This window comes from Mycobacterium ostraviense (assembly GCF_002705925.1).
GTDB classification, from domain to species: domain Bacteria; phylum Actinomycetota; class Actinomycetes; order Mycobacteriales; family Mycobacteriaceae; genus Mycobacterium; species Mycobacterium ostraviense.
Window position 1 is genome coordinate 3,685,731 of the sequence record NZ_NKRE01000001.1, and the last position, 20,178, is coordinate 3,705,908.

General features: G+C 64.3%; 20 protein-coding genes and 5 pseudogenes. 14 read left to right on the plus strand and 11 right to left on the minus strand.

Features of this window, described 5'->3' with window-relative positions; all coding sequences use genetic code 11:
• Window positions 1–46: 46 nt before the first annotated feature.
• Window positions 47–1,663, minus strand: a complete 1,617-nt coding sequence (locus tag CDN38_RS17140) for a DHA2 family efflux MFS transporter permease subunit (protein WP_180276422.1) — start codon at window positions 1,661–1,663, stop codon at window positions 47–49.
• Window positions 1,664–1,821: 158 nt separating this feature from the next.
• Here CDN38_RS17140 and CDN38_RS17145 point away from each other — a divergent pair, with 158 nt between their 5' ends.
• Window positions 1,822–2,526, plus strand: coding sequence for a DUF2334 domain-containing protein (locus CDN38_RS17145; RefSeq protein WP_075510075.1), 705 nt, complete (start codon window positions 1,822–1,824; stop codon window positions 2,524–2,526).
• A gap of 35 nt (window positions 2,527–2,561) precedes the next feature.
• Window positions 2,562–4,268, plus strand: a complete 1,707-nt coding sequence (locus CDN38_RS17150) for an FAD-binding dehydrogenase (protein ID WP_099319083.1) — start codon at window positions 2,562–2,564, stop codon at window positions 4,266–4,268.
• Window positions 4,269–4,345: 77 nt separating this feature from the next.
• Here the strand turns inward: CDN38_RS17150 and CDN38_RS17160 are convergent, their stop codons facing one another.
• Window positions 4,346–4,984: an MBL fold metallo-hydrolase gene (locus tag CDN38_RS17160; RefSeq protein ID WP_075510073.1), complete on the minus strand. Its 639-nt coding sequence runs from the start codon at window positions 4,982–4,984 to the stop codon at window positions 4,346–4,348.
• A 255-nt stretch (window positions 4,985–5,239) separates the two neighbouring features.
• Here CDN38_RS17160 and CDN38_RS17165 point away from each other — a divergent pair, with 255 nt between their 5' ends.
• From CDN38_RS17165 to CDN38_RS17200, 8 genes and pseudogenes are all read left to right on the plus strand, one after another.
• Window positions 5,240–5,992 carry an LLM class flavin-dependent oxidoreductase gene (locus CDN38_RS17165; protein ID WP_075510072.1) on the plus strand — a complete coding sequence of 251 codons (753 nt, stop codon included), beginning with the start codon at window positions 5,240–5,242 and terminating at the stop codon, window positions 5,990–5,992.
• Window positions 5,993–6,283: 291 nt separating this feature from the next.
• Window positions 6,284–6,775, plus strand: a complete 492-nt coding sequence (locus CDN38_RS17170) for a 6-pyruvoyl trahydropterin synthase family protein (protein WP_082277040.1) — start codon at window positions 6,284–6,286, stop codon at window positions 6,773–6,775.
• Between the two features lie 477 nt (window positions 6,776–7,252).
• The gene (locus tag CDN38_RS17175; protein ID WP_099319085.1) at window positions 7,253–7,837 is read left to right on the plus strand and encodes a PE family protein; all 585 of its coding nucleotides are present in this window, start codon (window positions 7,253–7,255) and stop codon (window positions 7,835–7,837) included.
• A gap of 522 nt (window positions 7,838–8,359) precedes the next feature.
• The gene (locus CDN38_RS17180; RefSeq protein ID WP_099319086.1) at window positions 8,360–8,800 is read left to right on the plus strand and encodes a 6-pyruvoyl trahydropterin synthase family protein; all 441 of its coding nucleotides are present in this window, start codon (window positions 8,360–8,362) and stop codon (window positions 8,798–8,800) included.
• Window positions 8,801–8,836: 36 nt separating this feature from the next.
• Complete coding sequence (locus CDN38_RS17185) at window positions 8,837–9,328, plus strand: 6-pyruvoyl trahydropterin synthase family protein (protein WP_082277039.1); 492 nt, start codon at window positions 8,837–8,839, stop codon at window positions 9,326–9,328.
• Window positions 9,329–9,409: 81 nt separating this feature from the next.
• On the plus strand, window positions 9,410–9,649 hold the full coding sequence (gene purS / locus CDN38_RS17190; protein WP_036406575.1) for a phosphoribosylformylglycinamidine synthase subunit PurS: 240 nt from the start codon (window positions 9,410–9,412) through the stop codon (window positions 9,647–9,649).
• Window positions 9,646–10,320 carry a phosphoribosylformylglycinamidine synthase subunit PurQ gene (purQ, locus tag CDN38_RS17195; RefSeq protein WP_075510067.1) on the plus strand — a complete coding sequence of 225 codons (675 nt, stop codon included), beginning with the start codon at window positions 9,646–9,648 and terminating at the stop codon, window positions 10,318–10,320. Before purS ends, purQ begins: the two co-directional genes overlap by 4 nt.
• 609 nt (window positions 10,321–10,929) lie before the next feature.
• Window positions 10,930–11,686: pseudogene (locus CDN38_RS17200) on the plus strand (adenylate/guanylate cyclase domain-containing protein); the annotation flags it as partial.
• Between the two features lie 23 nt (window positions 11,687–11,709).
• Here the strand turns inward: CDN38_RS17200 and CDN38_RS17205 are convergent.
• The 6 genes and pseudogenes from CDN38_RS17205 to CDN38_RS30955 all read right to left on the minus strand — a co-directional run.
• Window positions 11,710–12,192, minus strand: a complete 483-nt coding sequence (locus CDN38_RS17205) for a hypothetical protein (protein ID WP_075510065.1) — start codon at window positions 12,190–12,192, stop codon at window positions 11,710–11,712.
• A pseudogene (locus CDN38_RS17210) lies at window positions 12,189–12,967 on the minus strand (transglutaminase-like domain-containing protein). Before CDN38_RS17210 ends, CDN38_RS17205 begins: the two are co-directional and overlap by 4 nt.
• 25 nt (window positions 12,968–12,992) lie before the next feature.
• Window positions 12,993–13,427 (minus strand): annotated as a pseudogene (locus CDN38_RS17215) (LLM class flavin-dependent oxidoreductase); the annotation flags it as partial.
• 11 nt (window positions 13,428–13,438) lie between these two features.
• Window positions 13,439–13,543: pseudogene (locus CDN38_RS17220) on the minus strand (Rv0792c family HTH-type transcriptional regulator); the annotation flags it as partial.
• Between the two features lie 52 nt (window positions 13,544–13,595).
• Window positions 13,596–14,057 carry a cupin domain-containing protein gene (locus CDN38_RS17225; RefSeq protein WP_075510064.1) on the minus strand — a complete coding sequence of 154 codons (462 nt, stop codon included), beginning with the start codon at window positions 14,055–14,057 and terminating at the stop codon, window positions 13,596–13,598.
• Window positions 14,054–14,185 (minus strand): annotated as a pseudogene (locus tag CDN38_RS30955) (hypothetical protein); the annotation flags it as partial. The gene CDN38_RS17225 and the pseudogene CDN38_RS30955, both read right to left, overlap by 4 nt.
• Window positions 14,186–14,354: 169 nt before the next feature.
• Here CDN38_RS30955 and CDN38_RS17235 point away from each other — a divergent pair.
• The gene (locus tag CDN38_RS17235) at window positions 14,355–16,220 is read left to right on the plus strand and encodes a PPE family protein (protein ID WP_075510084.1); all 1,866 of its coding nucleotides are present in this window, start codon (window positions 14,355–14,357) and stop codon (window positions 16,218–16,220) included.
• Window positions 16,221–16,268: 48 nt separating this feature from the next.
• Here CDN38_RS17235 and CDN38_RS17240 read toward each other — a convergent pair whose 3' ends face one another.
• Complete coding sequence (locus CDN38_RS17240; RefSeq protein ID WP_233026915.1) at window positions 16,269–16,772, minus strand: MarR family winged helix-turn-helix transcriptional regulator; 504 nt, start codon at window positions 16,770–16,772, stop codon at window positions 16,269–16,271.
• Window positions 16,773–16,961: 189 nt separating this feature from the next.
• Here CDN38_RS17240 and CDN38_RS31900 point away from each other — a divergent pair, with 189 nt between their 5' ends.
• The 3 genes from CDN38_RS31900 to CDN38_RS17250 all read left to right on the plus strand — a co-directional run bounded on the left by CDN38_RS31900 (window position 16,962) and on the right by CDN38_RS17250 (window position 18,372).
• Complete coding sequence (locus tag CDN38_RS31900; protein WP_267888233.1) at window positions 16,962–17,087, plus strand: hypothetical protein; 126 nt, start codon at window positions 16,962–16,964, stop codon at window positions 17,085–17,087.
• A gap of 395 nt (window positions 17,088–17,482) precedes the next feature.
• On the plus strand, window positions 17,483–18,136 hold the full coding sequence (locus CDN38_RS17245; protein WP_142361292.1) for a nuclear transport factor 2 family protein: 654 nt from the start codon (window positions 17,483–17,485) through the stop codon (window positions 18,134–18,136).
• Between the two features lie 44 nt (window positions 18,137–18,180).
• Window positions 18,181–18,372 carry an enoyl-CoA hydratase/isomerase family protein gene (locus CDN38_RS17250; RefSeq protein WP_075510061.1) on the plus strand — a complete coding sequence of 64 codons (192 nt, stop codon included), beginning with the start codon at window positions 18,181–18,183 and terminating at the stop codon, window positions 18,370–18,372.
• Here the strand turns inward: CDN38_RS17250 and CDN38_RS17255 are convergent.
• Together CDN38_RS17255 and CDN38_RS17260 are read right to left on the minus strand one after the other, a co-directional pair.
• The gene (locus CDN38_RS17255) at window positions 18,327–19,133 is read right to left on the minus strand and encodes a family 1 encapsulin nanocompartment shell protein (protein WP_075510060.1); all 807 of its coding nucleotides are present in this window, start codon (window positions 19,131–19,133) and stop codon (window positions 18,327–18,329) included. The two genes, CDN38_RS17250 and CDN38_RS17255, sit on opposite strands and share 46 nt — an antisense overlap.
• Window positions 19,130–20,149, minus strand: a complete 1,020-nt coding sequence (locus CDN38_RS17260; protein ID WP_075510059.1) for a Dyp-type peroxidase — start codon at window positions 20,147–20,149, stop codon at window positions 19,130–19,132. Before CDN38_RS17260 ends, CDN38_RS17255 begins: the two co-directional genes overlap by 4 nt.
• Window positions 20,150–20,178: the final 29 nt, after the last annotated feature.

Below are 20,178 nucleotides of genomic sequence, written 5' to 3' on the forward strand. Positions count from 1 at the left end.
CGAACGTGACTGCAGCGTCACGTTGCGAACCCTGAGCGATTTGCGTTCAAATGCTCGCGGTGCCCGCCGGTGTCTTGGGCAGGAACGCCGCAGGGATCAGTGTCGACACCATCAGCACGACCGCGATCACGAATACCACCGTGTAGGCGTGCGAAAGGTCGTGCAATACCCGGCTTGCGAAGTCGGGGGCAAGGGCCTGCTGCGGTATCACCGACGGGTCAACCGCGACGCCATGTCTGACCGCCTGCTGCTGCAGGGCAGCGATTTTGTTTGCCACACTGATGTTTTCGCTGCGATTGAACTGGTTGGTGAGAATCATCGACATCAGCGCGGTTCCTATCGAGCCGCCGACCTGCTGGGTGACGCTGATCACCGCCGACCCCCGGGCAATCTCCCGCGGAGCCAGTGTCTGGATCGCGGCGCCCGAGAGCGGCATCATCGTGCAACCGGTCCCCATGCCCAACACCAACAGGCCGACCAGCAGCGTCGGCAGGTAGTCCGCCTGCCTGGACGCGCCGAAAACGAAGATGCCCAGTCCGGCGGCGATCAGCGTGAGGCCCACGAGCACGCTTTTGCCCGGTCCCCGCCTGTCCATGAAGGCGCCGGCGAACGGCATGGTCAGCATGGCTCCGAGGCCGTTGGGAATCAGGTGCACCCCCGACTGCATCGGTGTTTGATGCAGAACCTGCTGGAGATAGCTCGGCAGCAGCAGCGCCGCACCGAAATAGGCTACGGCGAATGTCACGAAGGTCAGATTTGCTCGGGCGAACACCCGATTCGTGAACAACCGCAGATCCAACAGCGGGTGATCCGCGCGGTGCCAGGCATGCCACCCGAACAGGCCAACTAGCATCAGCCCGACGATCACCGGCACTGCCACGTAGCGGTCGGTCACGCTGCCGCGTCCCGGGATGGAGGAAATCCCGAACAGGAACGTGGCCAGGCCGGGCGACAGCAGCAGCACCCCGACGAGGTCGAAGCTCTCCGCCGGTGCGGGCTGGTCTTTGGGGAAGACGAGTGCCGCGAGGGTGAACGCGATCAGCCCAATCGGCAGGTTGACCAGGAAGATCCACGGCCAGCTGAAGGCACCGATCAGCCAGCCGCCCAGGATCGGCCCACAGATCGGGCCGAGCAGCATCGGGATGCCCAGCACCGCCATCATGCGTCCCAGCCGCTTGGGGCCGGCCACGCGGGTCAGGATGGTGAACCCCAACGGCATCAACATGCCACCGCCGATACCCTGAATCACCCGGAAAGCGATGAGCGCCAGAATGTTTGGCGCCAACGCACACAGCAGTGAGCCGAGCGTGAACGCCAGGATGGAACCCATCCAGAGTCGCTTGGTGCCGAACCGGTCGGCCGCCCAGCCCGTTACCGGGATCACAGTCGCCAGCGCCAGCGTGTAGCCGGTCATGGTCCAGCCGACCACGGCCTGGGTGGAGTCGAACTCGGTGATGAAGGTGCGTTGCGCGACACTGACGATGGTGGCGTCGAGGATCGACATCACCGAGGCCAGCATGCAAACCCCGGCGATCCGGAAAAGCCGCGCATCGAGCCGGTCGGGGTAGACGTGTTCGCCGGGGCTGTGCTGCCCCGTGGCAGTTGTGGGCAGCCCAGCGTCGGCCGGTGCGGAACGCGCCTTGTCCATGGCGCTGCTGAGCATATCGACACGTGTCACCGCTACCGCTGCCGGGACCGGCTCGGCCCCCGGCGGCCGGCCGCGCGGCGAGCCGGATATCCGCATGTCAGAGGCACTGGATAGCCGCCTGCTGGCTGCGTGTACTTCACCGTCCGGAAACCTGGCATCGGCAAACTGAACGTGTGTCTGGAAAACTGATCGTCTCGGTCTCGGGAATAGGTGAGCGTACCCTGGCCGGCGTCGAGGCATTCTGCGCGGAGATGGATGCCCGATCGGTGCCGGTGTCGCTGCTGGTTGCTCCGCGCCTCAAGGGTGACTACCGCCTCGACCGGGATCCCCGCACCGTCGAGTGGCTGGCCGTCCGGCGCGCCGGTGGCGACGCCCTGGTACTGCACGGCTACGACGAAGCGGCCACCAAGAAACGGCGCGGCGAATTTGCGACGCTGCTTGCCCACGAAGCCAACCTGCGGGTGATGGCCGCCGACCGGGTGCTCGAACACCTGGGGCTGCGTACCCGGCTGTTTGCGGCGCCGGGCTGGGTGGTGTCCCCGGGTGTCGTCAAGGCATTGCCGGGAAACGGTTTTCGGCTGGTTGCGGATTATCACGGGATCACCGATCTGGTCCGCAAGACCGCCGTGCGTGCCCGAATACTGGGCATCGGTGAGAGCTTCCTGACCGAGCCGTGGTGGTGCCGGATGGTGGTGCTGTCGGCCGAACGAATCGCGCGACGCGGCGGCGTGGTGCGTGTCGCCGTTTCGGCCCGGCAATTGTCCAAGTCCGGTCCGCGCCAGGCCATGTTGGATGCCATCGACCTGTCGATGATGCACGGCTGCACACCGACGGTGTATCAATGGCGGGCCAATAGGGCTGTGCTCGACGCCGCCTAGCTCACGCGCGGCCGCAGGGTCAGCCGCCAGGAGCGGTGGCACTACCCTGTACCGACATGAGTGATGCTTCGGTAGGTTCGGGGCCCGTGTCGGACGGGTTTACGGCTGACGCGATCATCGTCGGAGCGGGCCTGGCCGGCCTGGTAGCCGCCTGCGAACTGGCGGACCGCGGCTTGCACGTGCTGATCGTCGATCAGGAGAACAGCGCCAACCTGGGCGGGCAGGCGTTCTGGTCGTTCGGCGGCCTGTTTTTCGTCGACAGCCCGGAGCAGCGCCGGCTGGGCATCCGCGACAGCCATGAGCTCGCATTACAGGATTGGCTGGGGACGGCCGCTTTTGATCGGCCCGAGGACCATTGGCCGCAGCAATGGGCCCATGCCTACGTCGATTTCGCGGCGGGGGAGAAGCGCAGCTGGCTGCGGGCCCGCGGACTGAAGATCTTCCCGCTGGTGGGCTGGGCCGAGCGCGGGGGTTACGACGCGCAGGGCCACGGCAACTCGGTCCCGCGATTTCACATCACCTGGGGCACCGGACCCGCCCTGGTCGAAATCTTCGCCCGTCAACTGCGGGACCGCCCGAATGTGCGCTTCGCGCACCGGCACCAGGTTGACCGGCTGATCGTCAAAGGTGACGCCGTAACCGGCGTTCGGGGCACCGTATTGGAGCCGTCGGACGAACCGCGCGGCGCGCCGTCGTCGCGAAAAGCACTGGGCAAGTTCCAATTCCGCGCGTCGGCAGTGATCGTGGCCAGCGGTGGCATCGGCGGCAATCACGATCTGGTGCGCAAGAACTGGCCGAAGCGGATGGGCCGCGTCCCCAAGCAGCTGCTCAGTGGGGTGCCGGCACACGTCGACGGCCGGATGATCGGCATCGCCCAAAAAGCCGGAGCGCGGGTGATCAACCCCGACCGGATGTGGCACTACACCGAGGGCATCACCAACTACGACCCGATTTGGCCCGATCACGGCATCCGGATCATTCCCGGCCCGTCCTCGCTGTGGCTGGACGCGGCGGGCAATCGGTTGCCGGTCCCGTTGTATCCCGGTTTCGACACGCTCGGCACCCTCGAGCACATCACCCAGTCCGGTTACGACTACACCTGGTTTGTGTTGAACGCCAAGATCATCGAGAAGGAATTCGCCCTGTCCGGTCAGGAGCAGAATCCCGACCTGACCGGGCAAAGCGTGCGTCAGCTCCTGCGGTCGCGGGTCCGGTCCGGACCACCGGGGCCGGTGCAGGCCTTCATCGACCGCGGCGTGGATTTCGTCAGCGCCGACTCGTTGCCTGAGTTGGTGGCCGCGATGAACGAGTTGCCCGAGGTCGATCCGCTGAATTACGCGACGGTGGAAGCCGCGGTCACGGCACGCGATCGTGAGGTGGCCAACAAGTTCACCAAAGACGGCCAGATCACCGCGATTCGCGCCGCCCGCGGCTACTGGGGCGACCGGTTGGGGCGGGTGGTGGCGCCGCACCGGTTGACCGATCCCAAGGCGGGCCCGCTAATTGCCGTCAAGTTGCACATCCTGACCCGAAAGACGTTGGGCGGCATCGAAACCGACTTGGACGCGCGGGTCCTCAAGCCCGACGGCACCCCACTGACAGGGCTGTATGCGGCCGGCGAGGCCGCCGGATTCGGCGGGGGCGGCGTACATGGCTACCGGGCGCTGGAGGGTACCTTCCTGGGTGGTTGCATCTTCTCCGGCCGCGCCGCCGGCCGCGGAGTCGCCGCGGACATCACGTAGCGGCGACCTTCAACAGGCCCCAGAGGCCCCAGCAAAAGCCCCCGCACGCCCGGCGTCAGCGGCTATTGCGTCTCGCCCTAGAAGGCGACCGCGTTTTCCTCCGGCAACACCTGGAAATCGGTGTCGGTCATCTCGGTGAGCCGGCCGTAGTAGATGCTGCGTGCGTCGGGAGCGATGATCCCTTGGTGGATCGGCACCGCCCGAGCCGGTGCGACCGCACGCAGATAATCCACAGCCTCGGAGATCTTCATCCACGGCGCGGCAGCCGGAGTGGCCAACACGTCCACCGGCTCGTCGGGCACGAACAGCGCGTCACCGGGGTGCATCAGCCTGGCGCGGCGATCACCGTCGTCGACCAGATACGAAATGTTTTCCACCACAGGAATTTCCGGGTGGATCACCGCGTGCTGACCACCCACGGCCCGGATGGTCAGCGCGCCGACCGCCAGTTCGTCGCCGACGTGCACCGCCCGGCACGGCGCGCCCAGCTGCGCGGCGGTTTGCGGATCCGCATAGAGCGCCGCATCCGGGTTGCCCTCGAGCAGCGCAGGCAGCCGCGCGGCATCGACGTGATCGGGATGTTGGTGGGTGATCAGGATTGCCGCCAGGCCGGTGATCCCCTCGAAGCCGTGCGCGAAGGTGCCGGGATCAAAAAGCACGCTGGTGCGGCCGAACTCGGCGAGCAGGCAGGAATGCCCGAAATGCGTCAGTTGCATGTCCACGATTGTGCCCCGATGCGGTCCGCACCGATGCGTGTCCCCCGGGGATGTTCGCGTCGCAGCCGCACGGGCACGGCCAGAGGTGCCCAGTCCAGACTCGCCTCGGTGCCCAGGTGACGAGCTGCGGCTCGGTGGTCGTCGAGGATCGCCACGGCGGCACTTCCGGGTAGCCGCGGACTCGCGCGCTGGCGGAACTCGGCCTGCCGCAATTAGTTTGCTGCGTATGAATCCGGCACACGGTAGGGTCGGCTCATGTTGAGACTCGACGTTGTCTACAGTGCGGCGACGCACACCTGGCCAGAGCTGCGAGACAACGTGCTGCGGGCCGAAGCGGAAGGGTATGGCACCGCGTGGGTTTATGACCACATGTCGGGTGCGGTGCTATCGAGTCCTCGGATGCTGGAATGCTTCTCACTGGCCGGCGCCTTGGCGGCAGCCACGTCCGCGATAGGCATCGGCACCCTGGTGGTGAATGCCGCCAATCGGCCGGCGGGGGTGACGGTCGCTGCGGCAGCCTCACTGCAAGAGATCAGCGGCGGGCGCTTCATGTTCGGTCTTGGCGCCGGTGCCGCGCCGGGTAGCCCCTGGGCGCTAGAGCATGAGCTGCTCGACTTCCCGCTGCACCATTCGATGCGGGAGCGACACGATCGCCTTTGCGACGTGCTGGATCTTTGCGACGTTCTGTGGGACCCGCATCGAGCCGATAAATGGGCAGGCTTTCCGTTGCCGTCGCCCCGCCCGCCGGTGCTGCTCGGAATCAACAGCGTCGCCCTGGCCTCGATAGCCGGTGCCCGATGCGATGGCGTTAACGTGCGACTTGATCACCCGCGGATCGGTCAGTTCTTCGACGCGGCGCGTCGGGCCCGGGCCGCATCCACCAATGCCGGTGCGCCCTTCGATATCAGCGCCACTACGCCAATGAGCGAAGCCGCCCTCGATCCCGACGGGCAGGCCCAACGCCGGCTGGCAGAGCTGGGTGGCCAGCGGCTTATCCTGGTTTCCTGAACGGAATTGGCGCTTACTTATGGGGGCGCTGCCGCGCCTCGTACGCTTGCCCGATTAGGGCGGGCCTTGGTCCCGTATCGACCTGCATCTAGTATCACTGCGTTGATTTCGACCGCACTATCGCAAAGGTCATCCCCGCGTATCGATGATCGGAGGTAACTGGCGCTTTAATTCGCTGACTGCACGTTTCAGGCAATCCGGAGGTTATTCGCATCGACGTACCGGCCCCCTCGATTGAATCAAACACCTTGCGCCCCTGCGCATCACATAGAAGGAATCAGTGAGCAGGTTATGCCGTACACCATCAAACAAACATTCCGTGTTGAAATAGGCCACCGCACCTGGAGCCATCACATGCCCACCAGTAGAGGTGGCAGCGAGTTCTACACACCGGATTTGATAGCCAATAAATGTGCAAACATTCACGGCCACACGATCTTTGTTTCCGTGACTCTGGTCGGGGACAGTCTTGATGAGCAGTATTTCCTCTTGGATACCGACCTGCTGGAACAGGCATTCCGGCCGATCCTGGACGAGTTCGACTTCGCTTTCGTGGTCGACCGGCACGACCCGCTCTATGAGGACATCGCCGCGGTGGTGCACAAGGGTGGGCTCAAGCTATGCACGGTGGATTTTTCGCCCACATTCGAAGGTCTGGTGCGGCACTTTTATGACCGCCTGCAGGCCGTTATCGCGGACAAGGGGTTGGCCGACCAGCTCCGAATCAAGGAAATGAAGGTGCTCGGCGAACTGACGGTGGAGGCCACCTACAGCGGCGAATAGGTCTGCGCAGCCCGCAGGCAACCGGCGCCTGGTTGTTGTGGGCAGGAGAACTCCTGTCGGACGAGGGTTTTCACCAAGATGTGCAGATCCTGTCGCGCGCGGATCCGCGGCGCCGCGGTGATGTGCGACAGCACAAGGCCACACGATTCGACGGAAAGGCTACTTCTTAACGGTTCAGGACAAGCGGGAGTGTGTCCCCAGTTCTACGGCGCGTTGTCCCGAACGGGGTGTCTCCGGGAAATGAGTCCAAGCTGTTCATCGTCACGCACATTCCAAAACGCATCGACAATGCCCGGAGGCTGCCCAAAGCCGTCTAAAGACTCCAGCCGACTCCCGAAGCCTTAGCGACCAAGGATTCCCTGGACACAAATCGCGAGTTCGCCGCGAAACATCAAACCAACTGCGCAGTTCGGGCTACGACCCCGGCTACTGATACGGATTGCATCGATGATGCCGGGCGCGGCTACGAGGTGCCGGATGTCGCACGTACTTGTTGTGCCGCAGATCGTGGCCGCGACGGCCGCCGACGTCGGGCGGATCGGCGCCTCGCTGGCCGCGGGGAACGCGGCAGCCGCGGCTTCGATGGCTGCGGTGGTGAGCGCGGCCGGCGACCAGGTTTCGGCGGCCGTCGCCGCGCTGTTTTTTCAGCGCGGCCAGGGCTATCAGGCACTGGCGAAACGGGTCGCGGCGTTTCATCACGAGTTTGTGCAAGCCCTCAGCACCGGTGCCGGCTCGTATGCCGTCGCAGAGGCTGCTAACGCGTCGCCGCTGCAGACGCTGCTGTCTCACCCGCTTATCGGCAACAGCGCCAACGCCACCACGCCGGGCGGCAACGGCGCCGACGGCGGCTGGTTGTTCGGCAGGGGCGGCACGGCCGGTGTGGGTGCCATGGCACGGGCCGGCGGCGCCGGGGGTGCCGGTGGTAACAGCGGGACCGGCGGTCAGGGCGGCGCCGGCGGGTCGGCCGGCAATGGCAAACTCGGAGACCTGGGCGGAGCCGGCCGAAGCAATCCCGGCCAATCTGGCACCGGCAGCACCGCCGGCGCCGGCGGCGTCGCGTGAGGTTGGGCAGCGGGCGCCCACATGAAGGCTGGAAGCCCGGTGGCTCAGGGCTCGACTTGGGCCGCTCCCGATGGTAGCCAGGACCCAAGTTGAGCCCAGTCGCGCTGTGGCACAACGCGATCGGTAGACCAACCACTCCTTGATAGGCACGACCGACTCCGGCGACCAGGAATCAACAGTAACGGCTGGGCAGACCGGCGGCATAGTTATGCACGACCCCCAAATCAAGATCAAATATTCAACGGGGTACGCCACTCGCGTCGGTGGATTGTGGCCAAACCCAAATCAAGATCAAAAATTCAACCGGTACACACCACGCGAGTCCACCGCTGGATTCAGGCTAAACCGACGAAGTCGAAGAATCGCACGATGGCCTCCTGCATCATGTCGTTGGATTTGACCGAAAAGCTTGGCCTTGCCTGGAAGTGGATCTAATATTCACTCCGTGACGCTGACGGGAGGTCGTCTCACAGCTCGACAATCCTAGCTACGTCTTAGCTTGCCCTCCGGAGGTGTCGAACCATGAGCCATACGATCGAGAAGACTTTTCGTTTCGACGCGGGCCATCGTTCTCTGGGCTTCAACTACAAAAAAGAAGAAACCATCCACGGCCATACCTGGCAGCTAAGACTGATCCTTGAATATGAGGCCCAGCTGGATGATATGAAAACCGTGTTCGATACCAATGAGCTGGCCGTCATAGTCGAGCCGATAATAAGCGATCTAGACCATTCCTTCATTATCTGGGACCAAGACCCGATATACGACGACTTCCTCAAGGTCTGTGAGCTGGCAGACGTGGCAGACAAGGTGTATACGGTCGATTTCAACCCCACGATCGAGGGGCTCGTCGAGCACATCTATAAAAGGGTGAACAGCCAGCTCAGGCTTTCGGGCTGCGTGTTGAGGCGGGTGGAACTCCAATGCGCGTCGACTCTCAAAGCCAGCTACGGACTCAATTAGCCAAGTCGTGTCTCCATCACAGCCAGGGAGCAGTTCATGCCGTATACGATCAAACAAACTATCCGTCTGGAAATGGGTCACCGCACCTGGACCCACGACATGCGCACCAGCAGAGGCGGCAGTGAACTTTACACTCCCGAATTGGTGGCCAACAAATGTGCCAACCTGCACGGACATACGATTTTTGTCTCGGTGACTCTCGTCGGAGACAGTCTTGACGAGCAATACTTCCTCTTGGATACCGATCTACTCGAGAATGCATTCCGGCCGATCCTCGACGAGGTCGACCACGCGTTCGTGGTGGACAGGAAGGACCCGCTGTACGAGGACATCGCCGCGGTGGCGCGCAAGGGCGGACTCAAATTGTGCACGGTGGACTTTTCGCCCACCTTCGAAGGGCTGGTACGGCACTTCTACGATCGCCTGCAATCGGTCATTCAGGAAAAGGGGTTGGCTGACCAGCTCCGAATCAGGGAAATGAAGGTTCTCGGCGAGCAGACGGTCGAGGCCACGTACTGCGGGGAGTAGCCTCAACGCGCCTGGGACACGGCGCGGCAGCTGCCGCCGGTAGAGTTGGGCCCGAGCAATCGGATCTGAGGAGGAGCGCCGGTGGCGCGGGTGGTCGTGCATGTCATGCCCAAGGCGGAGATTCTCGATCCGCAGGGTCAGGCAATCGTTGGTGCGTTGGGCCGGCTCGGTCATGCCGGAATCTCGGATGTGCGGCAGGGCAAGAGATTTGAGCTCGAGGTCGACGATTCCGTCGACGACTCCACGCTGGCCGAAATCGCCGAATCGCTGCTGGCGAACACGGTCATCGAGGATTGGACGATTAGCCGGGACCCGCAGTGACAGCTCGGATCGGGGTCATCACGTTTCCGGGCACGCTCGATGACGTGGACGCCGCGCGCGCGATTCGGCAGGTGGGCGCTGAGGCGGTGAGCCTTTGGCACGCGGATGCCGATCTCAAGGGAGTCGACGCGGTCGTGGTGCCCGGCGGCTTCTCTTACGGCGATTATCTGCGCGCGGGTGCGATCGCCAGTTTTGCACCGGTGATGGGCGAAGTGGTGGCCGCTGCCGCAGGCGGTATGCCGGTTTTGGGTATTTGCAATGGATTTCAGGTGCTCTGTGAGGCCGGGTTGCTGCCCGGCGCCCTCACCCGCAATGTGGGGTTGCACTTCGTCTGCCGTGATGTGTGGCTGCGGGTCGCGTCCACGTCGACGGCCTGGACATCGCGTTTCGAACCGGACGCCAACGTGCTGGTGCCGCTGAAGTCCGGTGAGGGCCGTTATGTGGCACCCGACGCGGTGCTGGACGAATTGGAAGGTGAGGGGCGGGTGGTGTTTCGGTACCACGACAACGTCAACGGCTCACTGCGCGACATTGCCGGCATCAGCTCGGCCGACGGTCGGGTGGTCGGGTTGATGCCCCACCCTGAACACGCGATCGAGGCATTGACCGGTCCATCCGACGACGGTCTTGGCCTGTTCTATTCGGTGCTGGACGCGGTGCTGGTGGCCTGAGGCCGACCGATGTCGGCGCTGCACATGACACCGGAACTTGTTGTCGTGCACTTCGTCCGATCACGTCGGCCCTATCGCCCACGCAACCGGCGCGGCCCGCAATCGACGCTGGTTCAGCGGACCTGCGGTGGTTGCCGACGACACATGCCGGCCGAAACCAACCCGACTTGTATCAGGCTAGTGCGCAGTTCGTGGATTGTGGTGATCGCTTCGGAGAGGTCGTCGATTTGCGGTCGGCAGCGATAAGTGCGACGCACGGTGCGCACGAATCCCCGGGCATGGCTCGAACACCTGCATCCGGTGGTCGACGGAAGGCGCTGCGCGACTGACCAACAGGTGATTCTCAATTGTGAAAGCGCCGGTGCTAGCGCACTTGGGAATCGCGTTATAGCCAGCCCGCGGTACTGACGTGGCTCATGTGATTACTGATGCCGTCGAGCACACATCCGGACCAGCTTCCCGGCCGAACGGCACGTCACTGCCCGCGCGCTGCGCGCCGCCGGCGCGCTCTGGAATCGGCGCCTGGTGCCCAAATCCGCACCCGCTGCGAACCGAACCCGTATGTCAGAGCGTTACAGCGAAGGGTAACGCCCGGAGTGATAAACCGGATGGCTCACCGCAACGTCGGTGCGAGATGTGCATTTGGCACTGCCACGCGTGGATTCCGGCGACCTCGAATGCTAGTCGGAGGCGGTCGACGGAACTGAACTCGGCGAGCTGCCGCTGCCGCAGGACAACAAATCGAACCCAGTGGTGAAGAACGCCATGCAGCAACTCTTTTCGTCGATATCATCGGTTCCACCCGCTTGGTGACGGCCCGGCCTCCGACCGAAGTCGTCCGACTGCTCAACAGTTTCTTCGCCGTCATCGTCGAGGAAGTCGGGCGCCGCCACGGCCTGATAAACAAGTTCCAGGGCGACGTTACTTTGGTGGTCTTTGGCGCACCGGCGAGTGTCTGTTCACCAGAAACCGACGCGCTGGCCACCGCACGAGCCATTGCACACCGGCTCGCCGCCGAGGTTCCGAATGCCGGGCCGGCATCGGCGTCGCCGCCGGAATAGTCTTGGCGGGCAACGTGGGTGCTTACGAACGATCCGACTATACTGTCATCGGCGAGCCAGTGAACATCGCTGCTGGGTTGTGCGAGTTGGCGAAGTCATTCCCGCACGGCATCCTTTCTTCAGCCGAAATTGTGCAGGCCAGTGGCGCAGGCGAACAGACGACGTGGGAGGTTGGCAGGCAAGTAGTGCCGCGTGGCCACGGCAAGCGGACTCGACTGGCCAAGCCAAGGCGGGGGCCGCATGTGCGGACGACGGCGGTCTGTACGCGAGCCAGCCGAAGGCAGACGAATCACCGTAATAATTAACAAGTTCCAGCGACTTACCAGCCTCACCCCGCATCGAGCAGCAACGGCGCTGTGGGTTGTGGCAACCCGGCAACCGGGCTCAACTGGCCGAACAGATCCACCGCGGCGTCGAGGGCGCGGTCGACGTTATCTGCGAACTCGTTGAACCAGACGGGACCTGGAATCCATTGGGAATTGCAGGCGGTTACGCCGACGCGCTGCGGATCGGAAGACCCGTGCACGATTGCGGTGACTGCGTGATTCCGGGCGTTCCACAGGTCGGCGAACTGGGCCAGCCGGGCGCGGTCCGCGGCGGGGAAAAAGTATGCGGGAGCCACCCGAATGGTGAACACGTCCGGATGCGCGAGCGAGATCTCCAGATGGATGTGCAATCTCCGCGGGTAAGCGTTTGCAACGAAGAAGAACTCACCGTCGTGCCGGCCGCGGAAGTACCGCTTTCCGCGGGTGCGTAAGTAGTGTTCGACCAGGTTCGTCGACAGTGGCTCACCCAGTGGCGAAGTCGTCATGGACTCATGCTGGCGGCGGTACCTTGGTTGCTGCTGGGAGACGAGGTAGCCGGATACGAAGAATCTGTTGAGAATTCGCTGAGTGAACATCTCGAACCCGGCGACCGACGCGCCACCGCTTCCCGCCGAGGGCCGGCCCACAGTTCGACGTCGTCGGCTACGCGAGCGTGAAAGTCACTGGACTCCAAGGCATCAACACTGCTCCTGCGACCCGTGCGTACCATTGGGCGACGTCGGCGGGGTAGTCGGCGTAGCTGCCGTTTTCCCGCAGGATGGGACCCGCCACTGTCGTAATGTCGGTGATGCCGTCGAAATCGCGCCGGTAGGGTCTGCCCAGCCGCGCCGCCGTCGTCGCGTCGATGGTGGCGTCCAGCTTGACCCATCGGTTGCCGAGATAGGCTTCGCCGAGGGAGTGCCACGGCTACGGCCTGCCGGATTTGCCTCCCCACAGGGCACGGACCTCCGGGGAGAGAAACTCCTTGTCCGGGGAGCTCAACGTCTGGAAGGCGATGCGGGCCGGCACGCCCACCGCTCGGCATAGGGCGACGAACATGCTCGCCTTTCCCATGCAGAAGGCGACACCGTGCCGGAGCGCGTCGCTGGCCCGGTGTTCGCCCCGGGCGAGGTAGCGGAATGCGGCAAGGATGTCGTAGGGCAGATCACGCACGTAGTGATAGATGCGTCCGACCCGCTCGATATCGGATGCGGCGCCGGGCACCAGCGCAGTTGCCGTCGCCCGGACCAGCGGATGGTCGGCGTCGATGTAGTCGGTCACCCACGGGCGGAAACGGAATGCCTTAGGCCTCGAACTCGCGCTGAAACCAGCCTGCGCCCAATCCCAGATCGAGGCGTCCCTCGGAGATCACGTCGAGGGTGGCGGCCATTTTGGCCAGCACCGAGGGATGGCAATACGAGTTGCACAGCACACTGGTGCCCAAGCGCAGCCGGGTGGTGTCGCGCGCCAGCGCCGTCAAGGCCGTCCAGCCTTCCAGCAGGGGCAGCGTTGTCGGCCGTGCGTCCCGGCCGGCTTCACTGGATTGGCCGCCGATGCCGGCGTCCTTGACGTAGTCGTCCGGGCTGACGGTCAGGAAATGATCGCAGAGCCAAATGGAATCGAACCCGTAGTGCTCTGCGGCCCTCGAGACGGCGACCATATCGGGGTAGCTGCTGACCGCCAGCCCGTTGACCGTCAGCGCCAGGACAAGTCCGAAGTGCGGGTCATTCGATCCGGCAATGTTCATGTGAATTACGGCCTTTCGATGATTCCGGCGCCTGGCTCGGGCAGCGTTCGCGGCAGCGTGACGGAGAACCGGTACCGATCGGGTCGGTAGTGGAACACCACCACCTTGCTGAGTGAGCCGATCGCGGTCACCGTGCTCAGCCCACTCGACGAGGCGGCCGGTTCAGAGCGGATACAGCCCCGGTAGGTTGACCACGATCGGCTCCTGGGTGCTGCGCGCGATGACCACCTCCGCGGGCGTGGTCGGGTCCGGGTTCTCTTCCCGGTGCGGCAGATACGGCGGGATGAAGAGGTAATCACCGGGCCGGGCCGAGATCCGCACTTCCCCGACGCCATCGTGAAACACGAACTGGGGGTGGCCACTTCGTACATAGATTGCGGTTTCGGAGTCACCGTGATGGTGGTTGGCCGACGCCGTTTCGGGCGAGACGTGCGTCTCGCCCATCCACAGCTTCTCGGCGCCGACGGAACGTCCGCTGAGCGCGGCGAATCGCCGCATTCCCTCCGATTGTGCGGTATCGGGACTGATTTCGGATGATCTGACGTGGTGTACCCGGTTGCGCGCGGCGGTAGCCGGCGTTGCGCCGCTGGGGAATTCCGGGTGAAATGCGTCCGAGGTCACCATGAGCACTCCCTTCCCAGTTCATTCTCGACCACCGCGGCGCGCCGACCCGACAACCTGCAGCGGTCCGCGGCGTTCTGCCCCACCGGGCCGGCGCCGAGCACCACGTCGCCGTGGGAATCGTCGGGCATCTCCCAGTCCCTTCGCCGGTTCTTGTCGACGCTATGCCTCCGGCAACCGCACTCGTCGCGAATTGACGCCAGACCGGCACGCCGGCAACAGGTTTGCAGATTTGCTGATTATCGCCGTCCGGCGAGACTAAGTTTGGTGCATCCGCTCCTGGCGAGTAGAGGAGTCATGATGTCGCCAAATTTTGCGTTGTTGCCGCCGGAAGTCAATTCGGCGCTGATGTTCGCCGGCGCGGGCCCGGCGCCGTTGCTGACGGCGGCCGGCGCCTGGGATGCGCTGGCCGAGGAGCTGAGCCTGTCGGCGGCCTCGTTCTCAGCGGTGACGGCGAGCCTGACCGCCGGATCGTGGCAGGGTCCGGCGGCGGCGGCAATGGCGGCCGCGGCGGCCCCGTATGCGGCGTGGCTTGACGCAACAGCGGCGCAGGCCGCCGGGACGGCAGGTGGAGCCCGGGCGGTCGCGGGGGTGTTCGAGGCGGCGCAGGCCGCCGTCGTGCACCCCGCGGCGGTGGCGGCCAACCGCTCTCGGGTGGTGTCGCTGGTGTTGTCGAACCTGTTCGGGCAGAACTTCCCGGCGATTGCGGCTGTCGAAGGCGCCTATGCGGAGATGTGGGCCCAGGATGTGGGCGTGATGGCCGGCTACCACGCCGGTGCCTCGGCGGCGGCAGCGCAGCTGACGTCCTGGCAGCAGTCGCTGTCCAGCGCACTGGGGATCCCGCAGAACATCGGCGTCGGCAACAACGGCAGCGGCAACGTGGGCAACGGAAACCATGGTGACGCCAACGTGGGCAATGGAAACATCGGCAATTCCAATGTGGGCAGCGGCAACACCGGCAGCTCCAACCTGGGCAGCGGCAACACCGGCAGTTCCAACGTGGGCGGCGGCAATCGCGGTGACAGCAACGTGGGCGGCGGCAACTCGGGCACCAGCAACGTCGGCGGCGGCAACAGCGGCACCCAGAATGTGGGCTTCGGCAACGAAGGAAACGGGAATATTGGCGGGGGCAACAAGGGCGATGGGAACGTTGGTTTCGGCAACGTGGGCCCCACGAACAGCCCCGCGCACAACAACATCGGTAGTGGAAACACTGGCAGCTTCAACCGGGGTTCGGGCAATACCGGGGATTCGAACTGGGGCTTCGGCAACACCGGCAATGGCAATATCGGCTTCGGAAACACCGGGAACGGGAACATTGGCTTCGGGCTCACCGGAGACAATCAGATCGGTATCGGTGGGCTCAACACGGGAAGCGGGAACATCGGGTTCGGCAATTCGGGCACCGGAAACATCGGCTTTTTCAATTCCGGCACCAACAACGTCGGCTTCTTCAACTCGGGCTTTGCCAACGTCGGCTTTGAGATATCGGGGACAAACAATACCGGCTTTCAAACCACGGGCGGCACCGTCACCGGTTTCTGGAATACCGGGCTGCAAGATACCGGCTTCGGCAACACCGCCGGGGAGGCCACGGGTGCGTTCAACTCCGGCCGTAACGCCACGGGTTTCTTCAACTCGGCGAACGAGAATACTGGCATGTTCAACTCGGGCCGGGGGAACACCGGCTTTTTCAACTCGGGTGAGCGCAACACCGGCTTCTTCAATGCCGGCGCTACAAACACCGGGTTCGGCAATTCGGGCAATATCAACACCGGTGGCTTCAATTCCGGCAATCTGAACACGGCCATCGGGCAGGTGGGCGACGGGCCCGGCCAGAGTTCCGGCTTCGGAAATCTGGGCACCGGCACCTCGGGCTTTTTCAACCAGGGCGACGATACCTCAGGCTTCACCAACGCCGCGGAGAAGTCGTCTGGTGGGCGTAACTTGGGGCCGTTGGGTTCGGGCTTCAACAACTTCGGCTTCGGCGGCTCGGGCTTCTATAACTCAAGCGATAGAGGTTCGGGCTTCTTCAATGGTGTCAACAATGGCGTGGGATTCCAGAACTCGGGCTTCTTCAATATCGGTATCCGCAACTCGGGCGTCGGAAACATCAGTGAATTCCCCGGCACCGATAGTGGGCACTCGGGCTTTTTCCACCGCTGAGACGGCCGGGTCACCGGCGGCGCACTCGGCTTTCGCTCGGGCTAACTGCTAATACCAGCCCGGCTCTTTGACCGGGAACATGCCGGGATCGAAATCCAGCTTCGATCTGGCGACTGCACCAAGTTCGCCCAGCAGCCTGATCAGTTCGTTGCGGCCGTCGTCACCGAGGCGTTTGCGGATCGCCCGGTCCAGGGCAGCCGCTTTGCGCAGCCGCGCCGTGACGTACTCGATGGCCTTCGGTGCCAGCTCGACAACCTTCTCGCGCTGGTCGGTGGTTGACGGCGTGACGTGCACGTAGCCGCGGCGGCGCAAGTCGGCGACGACCTTGCTGGCTGCCTGGCGACTGACGCTGAACTGCCGGCCCATCTGGGAGATCGTCATGGGCTCCGGCTGGGAATACAGGGCGAAGACGTAGATCATCGGGAACTGCAGATCCGGAAAACCCGCGGCCTCCATCTCGACATCAATTCGCCGGGAATAGCTCCACCAGGCAATCCGCAGCGCTAGGCCGAGTTCTGTCTGCGGTGCTCGGGTACTGGGTCTGGCCGCCACGTTCGACAGCATAGGCGATCGGCTTTGCCGACGGCCGTCGTCACACGCGGTGGAGCCACTGCGGCGGCCCGGACGTGGCCGGCCGACGCGACGGCGGCCAACGGCACCTTCGACTTCTCGGCGATCTCACGGTAACGATTATGTCAATCATGTTTGACAACATAAGAAGCGTGGACCTAGCATCTCTTATTGTCAACTGCTGACGACAAATTGTGGGTGGAAGTGAACCGCGTGCATGCAGCTGCCGCCGGAAACGGCAAGCAGACCGGGGCGACGATGCCGCCGGGCGCGGAGCCGTCCTCGGCGCCACTGTGAATCACAGTGTGTCACGGACGTTTCAGCGTCGACGATCGCAAGATTGTCGTGGGCTCGTTTCGGCCAACCTCGAAAGGTGTTCGGAATGTCGAAGATTCGCATCATGTCGGCCGGTGTCCTCTGCGCCGTTGGCGTGTCGCTGGCGACAGACCCGCTGGGTAGCGCGGCAGCCTCCGCCGACCCCGGCCCGCCGCTTCCGCCCCCGACGCAGGACGTCGGGCCCGGGCCGGGGGGCGGGCCTCCAGGTGAACAGGCGGGTCCTCCGGGTCAGCAGGCCGGGCCTCGGGGTAGGCACGGCGGACCTTCGGGCCAAGTGGGCGGCCAACAGCCGGCAGGGGGCCAGCCGCCGGGAGCTGGCGGACCGCCGGGAGCGGGCGGGCCGCCACACTGATGCGGTGGCACCCGCCGGTGTCCTGTTGCATGACCATCATCCGAAAGCACCGCGGAACCCTTGGGCTGCACAACTTTTCCGCAGAACCCACGTCGAAGACACCGAGCTCACAAAATTCGAAAGGGAAGATCGATCAATGTTGACACCACAATCCGCGCCGGTCGCAGATGTCGGGGGCGTGAACTTCGACGCCGCAGATCGACTGGCAATCATGAACTTGTTCGGCGCTTACGCCTACACCTACGACCAAGACAGGCTTGATGACTTTCGTGCCTTGTTCACGGATTCGCCGGAACTTGTCTTGCTGCACGACAACCGCGAGCTTACGGCGGACATCGATACGGTGCTGCGGTTGCTCTCGGTGCGGAAATCGGGTTTCAGGGCGTCGGTAAACAAACGGCGTCACGCCTTGAACTCGTTGTGGTTCACCGGCCAAAGCGCTGATGAAGCTACCGGGTACTGCTATGTCCAAGTGTTCTCGATCCGGCAAGGTGGTTCGCCCGTTGCCGATCTCACCGGCTGTTACGACTTCACCGTGATCAAGCAGCAAGGCGTATGGAGGATCAGTCGATGGGTCGTGACCGCCGACCAGACCGAAACCGGACTGCCGAGTGACGCCGGCTCGGCAAGCGTGAGCACGGTGTCGTCAGTCGCTTAGCCGGCGCGGGCGGCGGGTGCGCAACGGCAGCCTGCCTCATAGCCATGACCGCACTACCCGTTCCGGTGATCGCGGCGATCCGCGATCTTGCCGTAGGCGGCGGCTGCAAACTCATCGCCGCCGGCGATGTCCGTATCGCGGCCGACGACGCGCGCTTTGGCATCCCGATCGGCAAGCTCGGAGTCACGCTTTATTCCAAGGGTGGGCTGAGCGCGACCGAAGCCTCGGCGGTGTAGCACAAGAAGGTCAGGGTTTCCTGCAGATAGAGCTGCACGGTGTCGGCGTCGTGGCTGGTGTACCCGATCGCGACGTCGGTGCCCAGCTGCAGGTCGAAGTCACCCCCGCGGGTGGTCAACACGAAAGCCCCGTCGATGGCCGGCGCCCAGATGATATCGCCGTCGACCAGCCGGTTCAGGTGTTCGCGGATAGGGTAGCCGTGCTCGGTGGTCTCGCTGACCTTGGTGTAGACGTCGGCTGCGAGCAGCACCGAATACGGCCCGTCGACGCCGGCCAAGCGCAGCTCGGTCAACGCCTGCGAGATGACATCCGGGATTGCGCGCGGGTCCTTGGGCAAGGTCAGTGGGCGGTTCGAGCTGGCGCTGCGGATGCCCTCGATCGACGCGGCCGGGTAGCCCTCGAAGATGGTGCGGTCCTCGACGAAGGCCAGCTTTTTGGCGGCCGCCTTCACCGGGTCCCAGTCCGAGTTCTGGGAACCACGCTCGACATCGTCGATCTCGTTGCGAGACAAGGTGAACGGGACACGCAGCCGAACCAGAGGCTTGCTGGCACGCAGGTGGGCGATGACGCCGTCGGTGGGCGAGGTCACGTCGATCAGCCGACCGGTGCTGATGGCCGCGGCGACCGGCCCGCCGGGACCGCTGACGTCGACCACCCGGCGCCCGGCGATATGCCGCTTGAACGTCCGGGTGGCCTCCAATTCGATTTCGGCCCAAGCTGATTCGGTGACCGGAGCCAGTTCGCAGTACAGGTTGTTCATCGGGAGGTTCCTTTCAGGCTGCCGATCGAGAGTGAACCGTCGTCGGGGGCCGCCACGGTCGCCGCAGCGGGCGCCGGTGATTGGGGCAGCGGCGGTGGATCGTCGAGGAAGTCGACGGTGGGGGAGAAGAACAACCCGCCGGTGACTGCGGTGGAAAAATCCAGAATGCGGTCGGTGTTTCCGGCGGGATCGCCCAGAAACATGTTGTGCAGCATCTGTTCGGTGACTTCGGGCGCGCGTGAGTAGCCGATGAAGTACGTGCCGTACTCGCCCCTGCCGACCTCGCCGAACGGCATGTTGTGCCGCACGATCTTCAACTCGGTGCCGTCGTCGTCGGTGACGACGTTGAGCGCGATATGCGAGTTGGCCGGCTTCAGGTCATCGCCGAGTTCGATATCTTCCAGCTTGGTACGCCCGATCACCCGCTCCTGCTCGGTGACCGACAGCGAGTTCCAGGACCGCATGTCGTGAACATACTTCTGCACGTGCACGTAGCAGCCGCCGGCGAACTCCGGATCCTCGTCACCGACGGTGGTGGCGCTGACAGCGATTGCGCCGCTTGGGTTTTCGGTGCCGTCGACGAAACCCAACAGGTCGCGGTTGTCGAAGAAGCGGAATCCGTGGACCTCGTCGACCACGGTGACGGCGCCGGCCGTCGCGTTGAGAATGCGCCCGGCCAATTCGAAGCACACGTCCATACTCTCGGCTCGAATGTGGAACAGCATGTCCCCCGGGGTGGCCGGCGCGCGGTGCCGCGGCCCGTGCAGCGCGACGAACGGATGCAGCTTCGCCGGCCGCGGGCCGGCAAACAACCGGTCCCACGCGTCCGAGCCGATCGAGGTCACCACCGACAAGTGCTTGGCCGGGTCGCGAAACCCTGTCGCGCGCACCAATCCCGAGATGTCTGCCAGCGCGTCGTGCGCGGCCGCTTCACCACCGTCGTCGATGGTGGCCACTAGAAAGATCGCGGCCGGCGTCAGCGGCACGAGGATGGGTTGCGGCTGAACTGGAGGCACTCTGCCGACCCTAGCGTGAACCAGGCAGC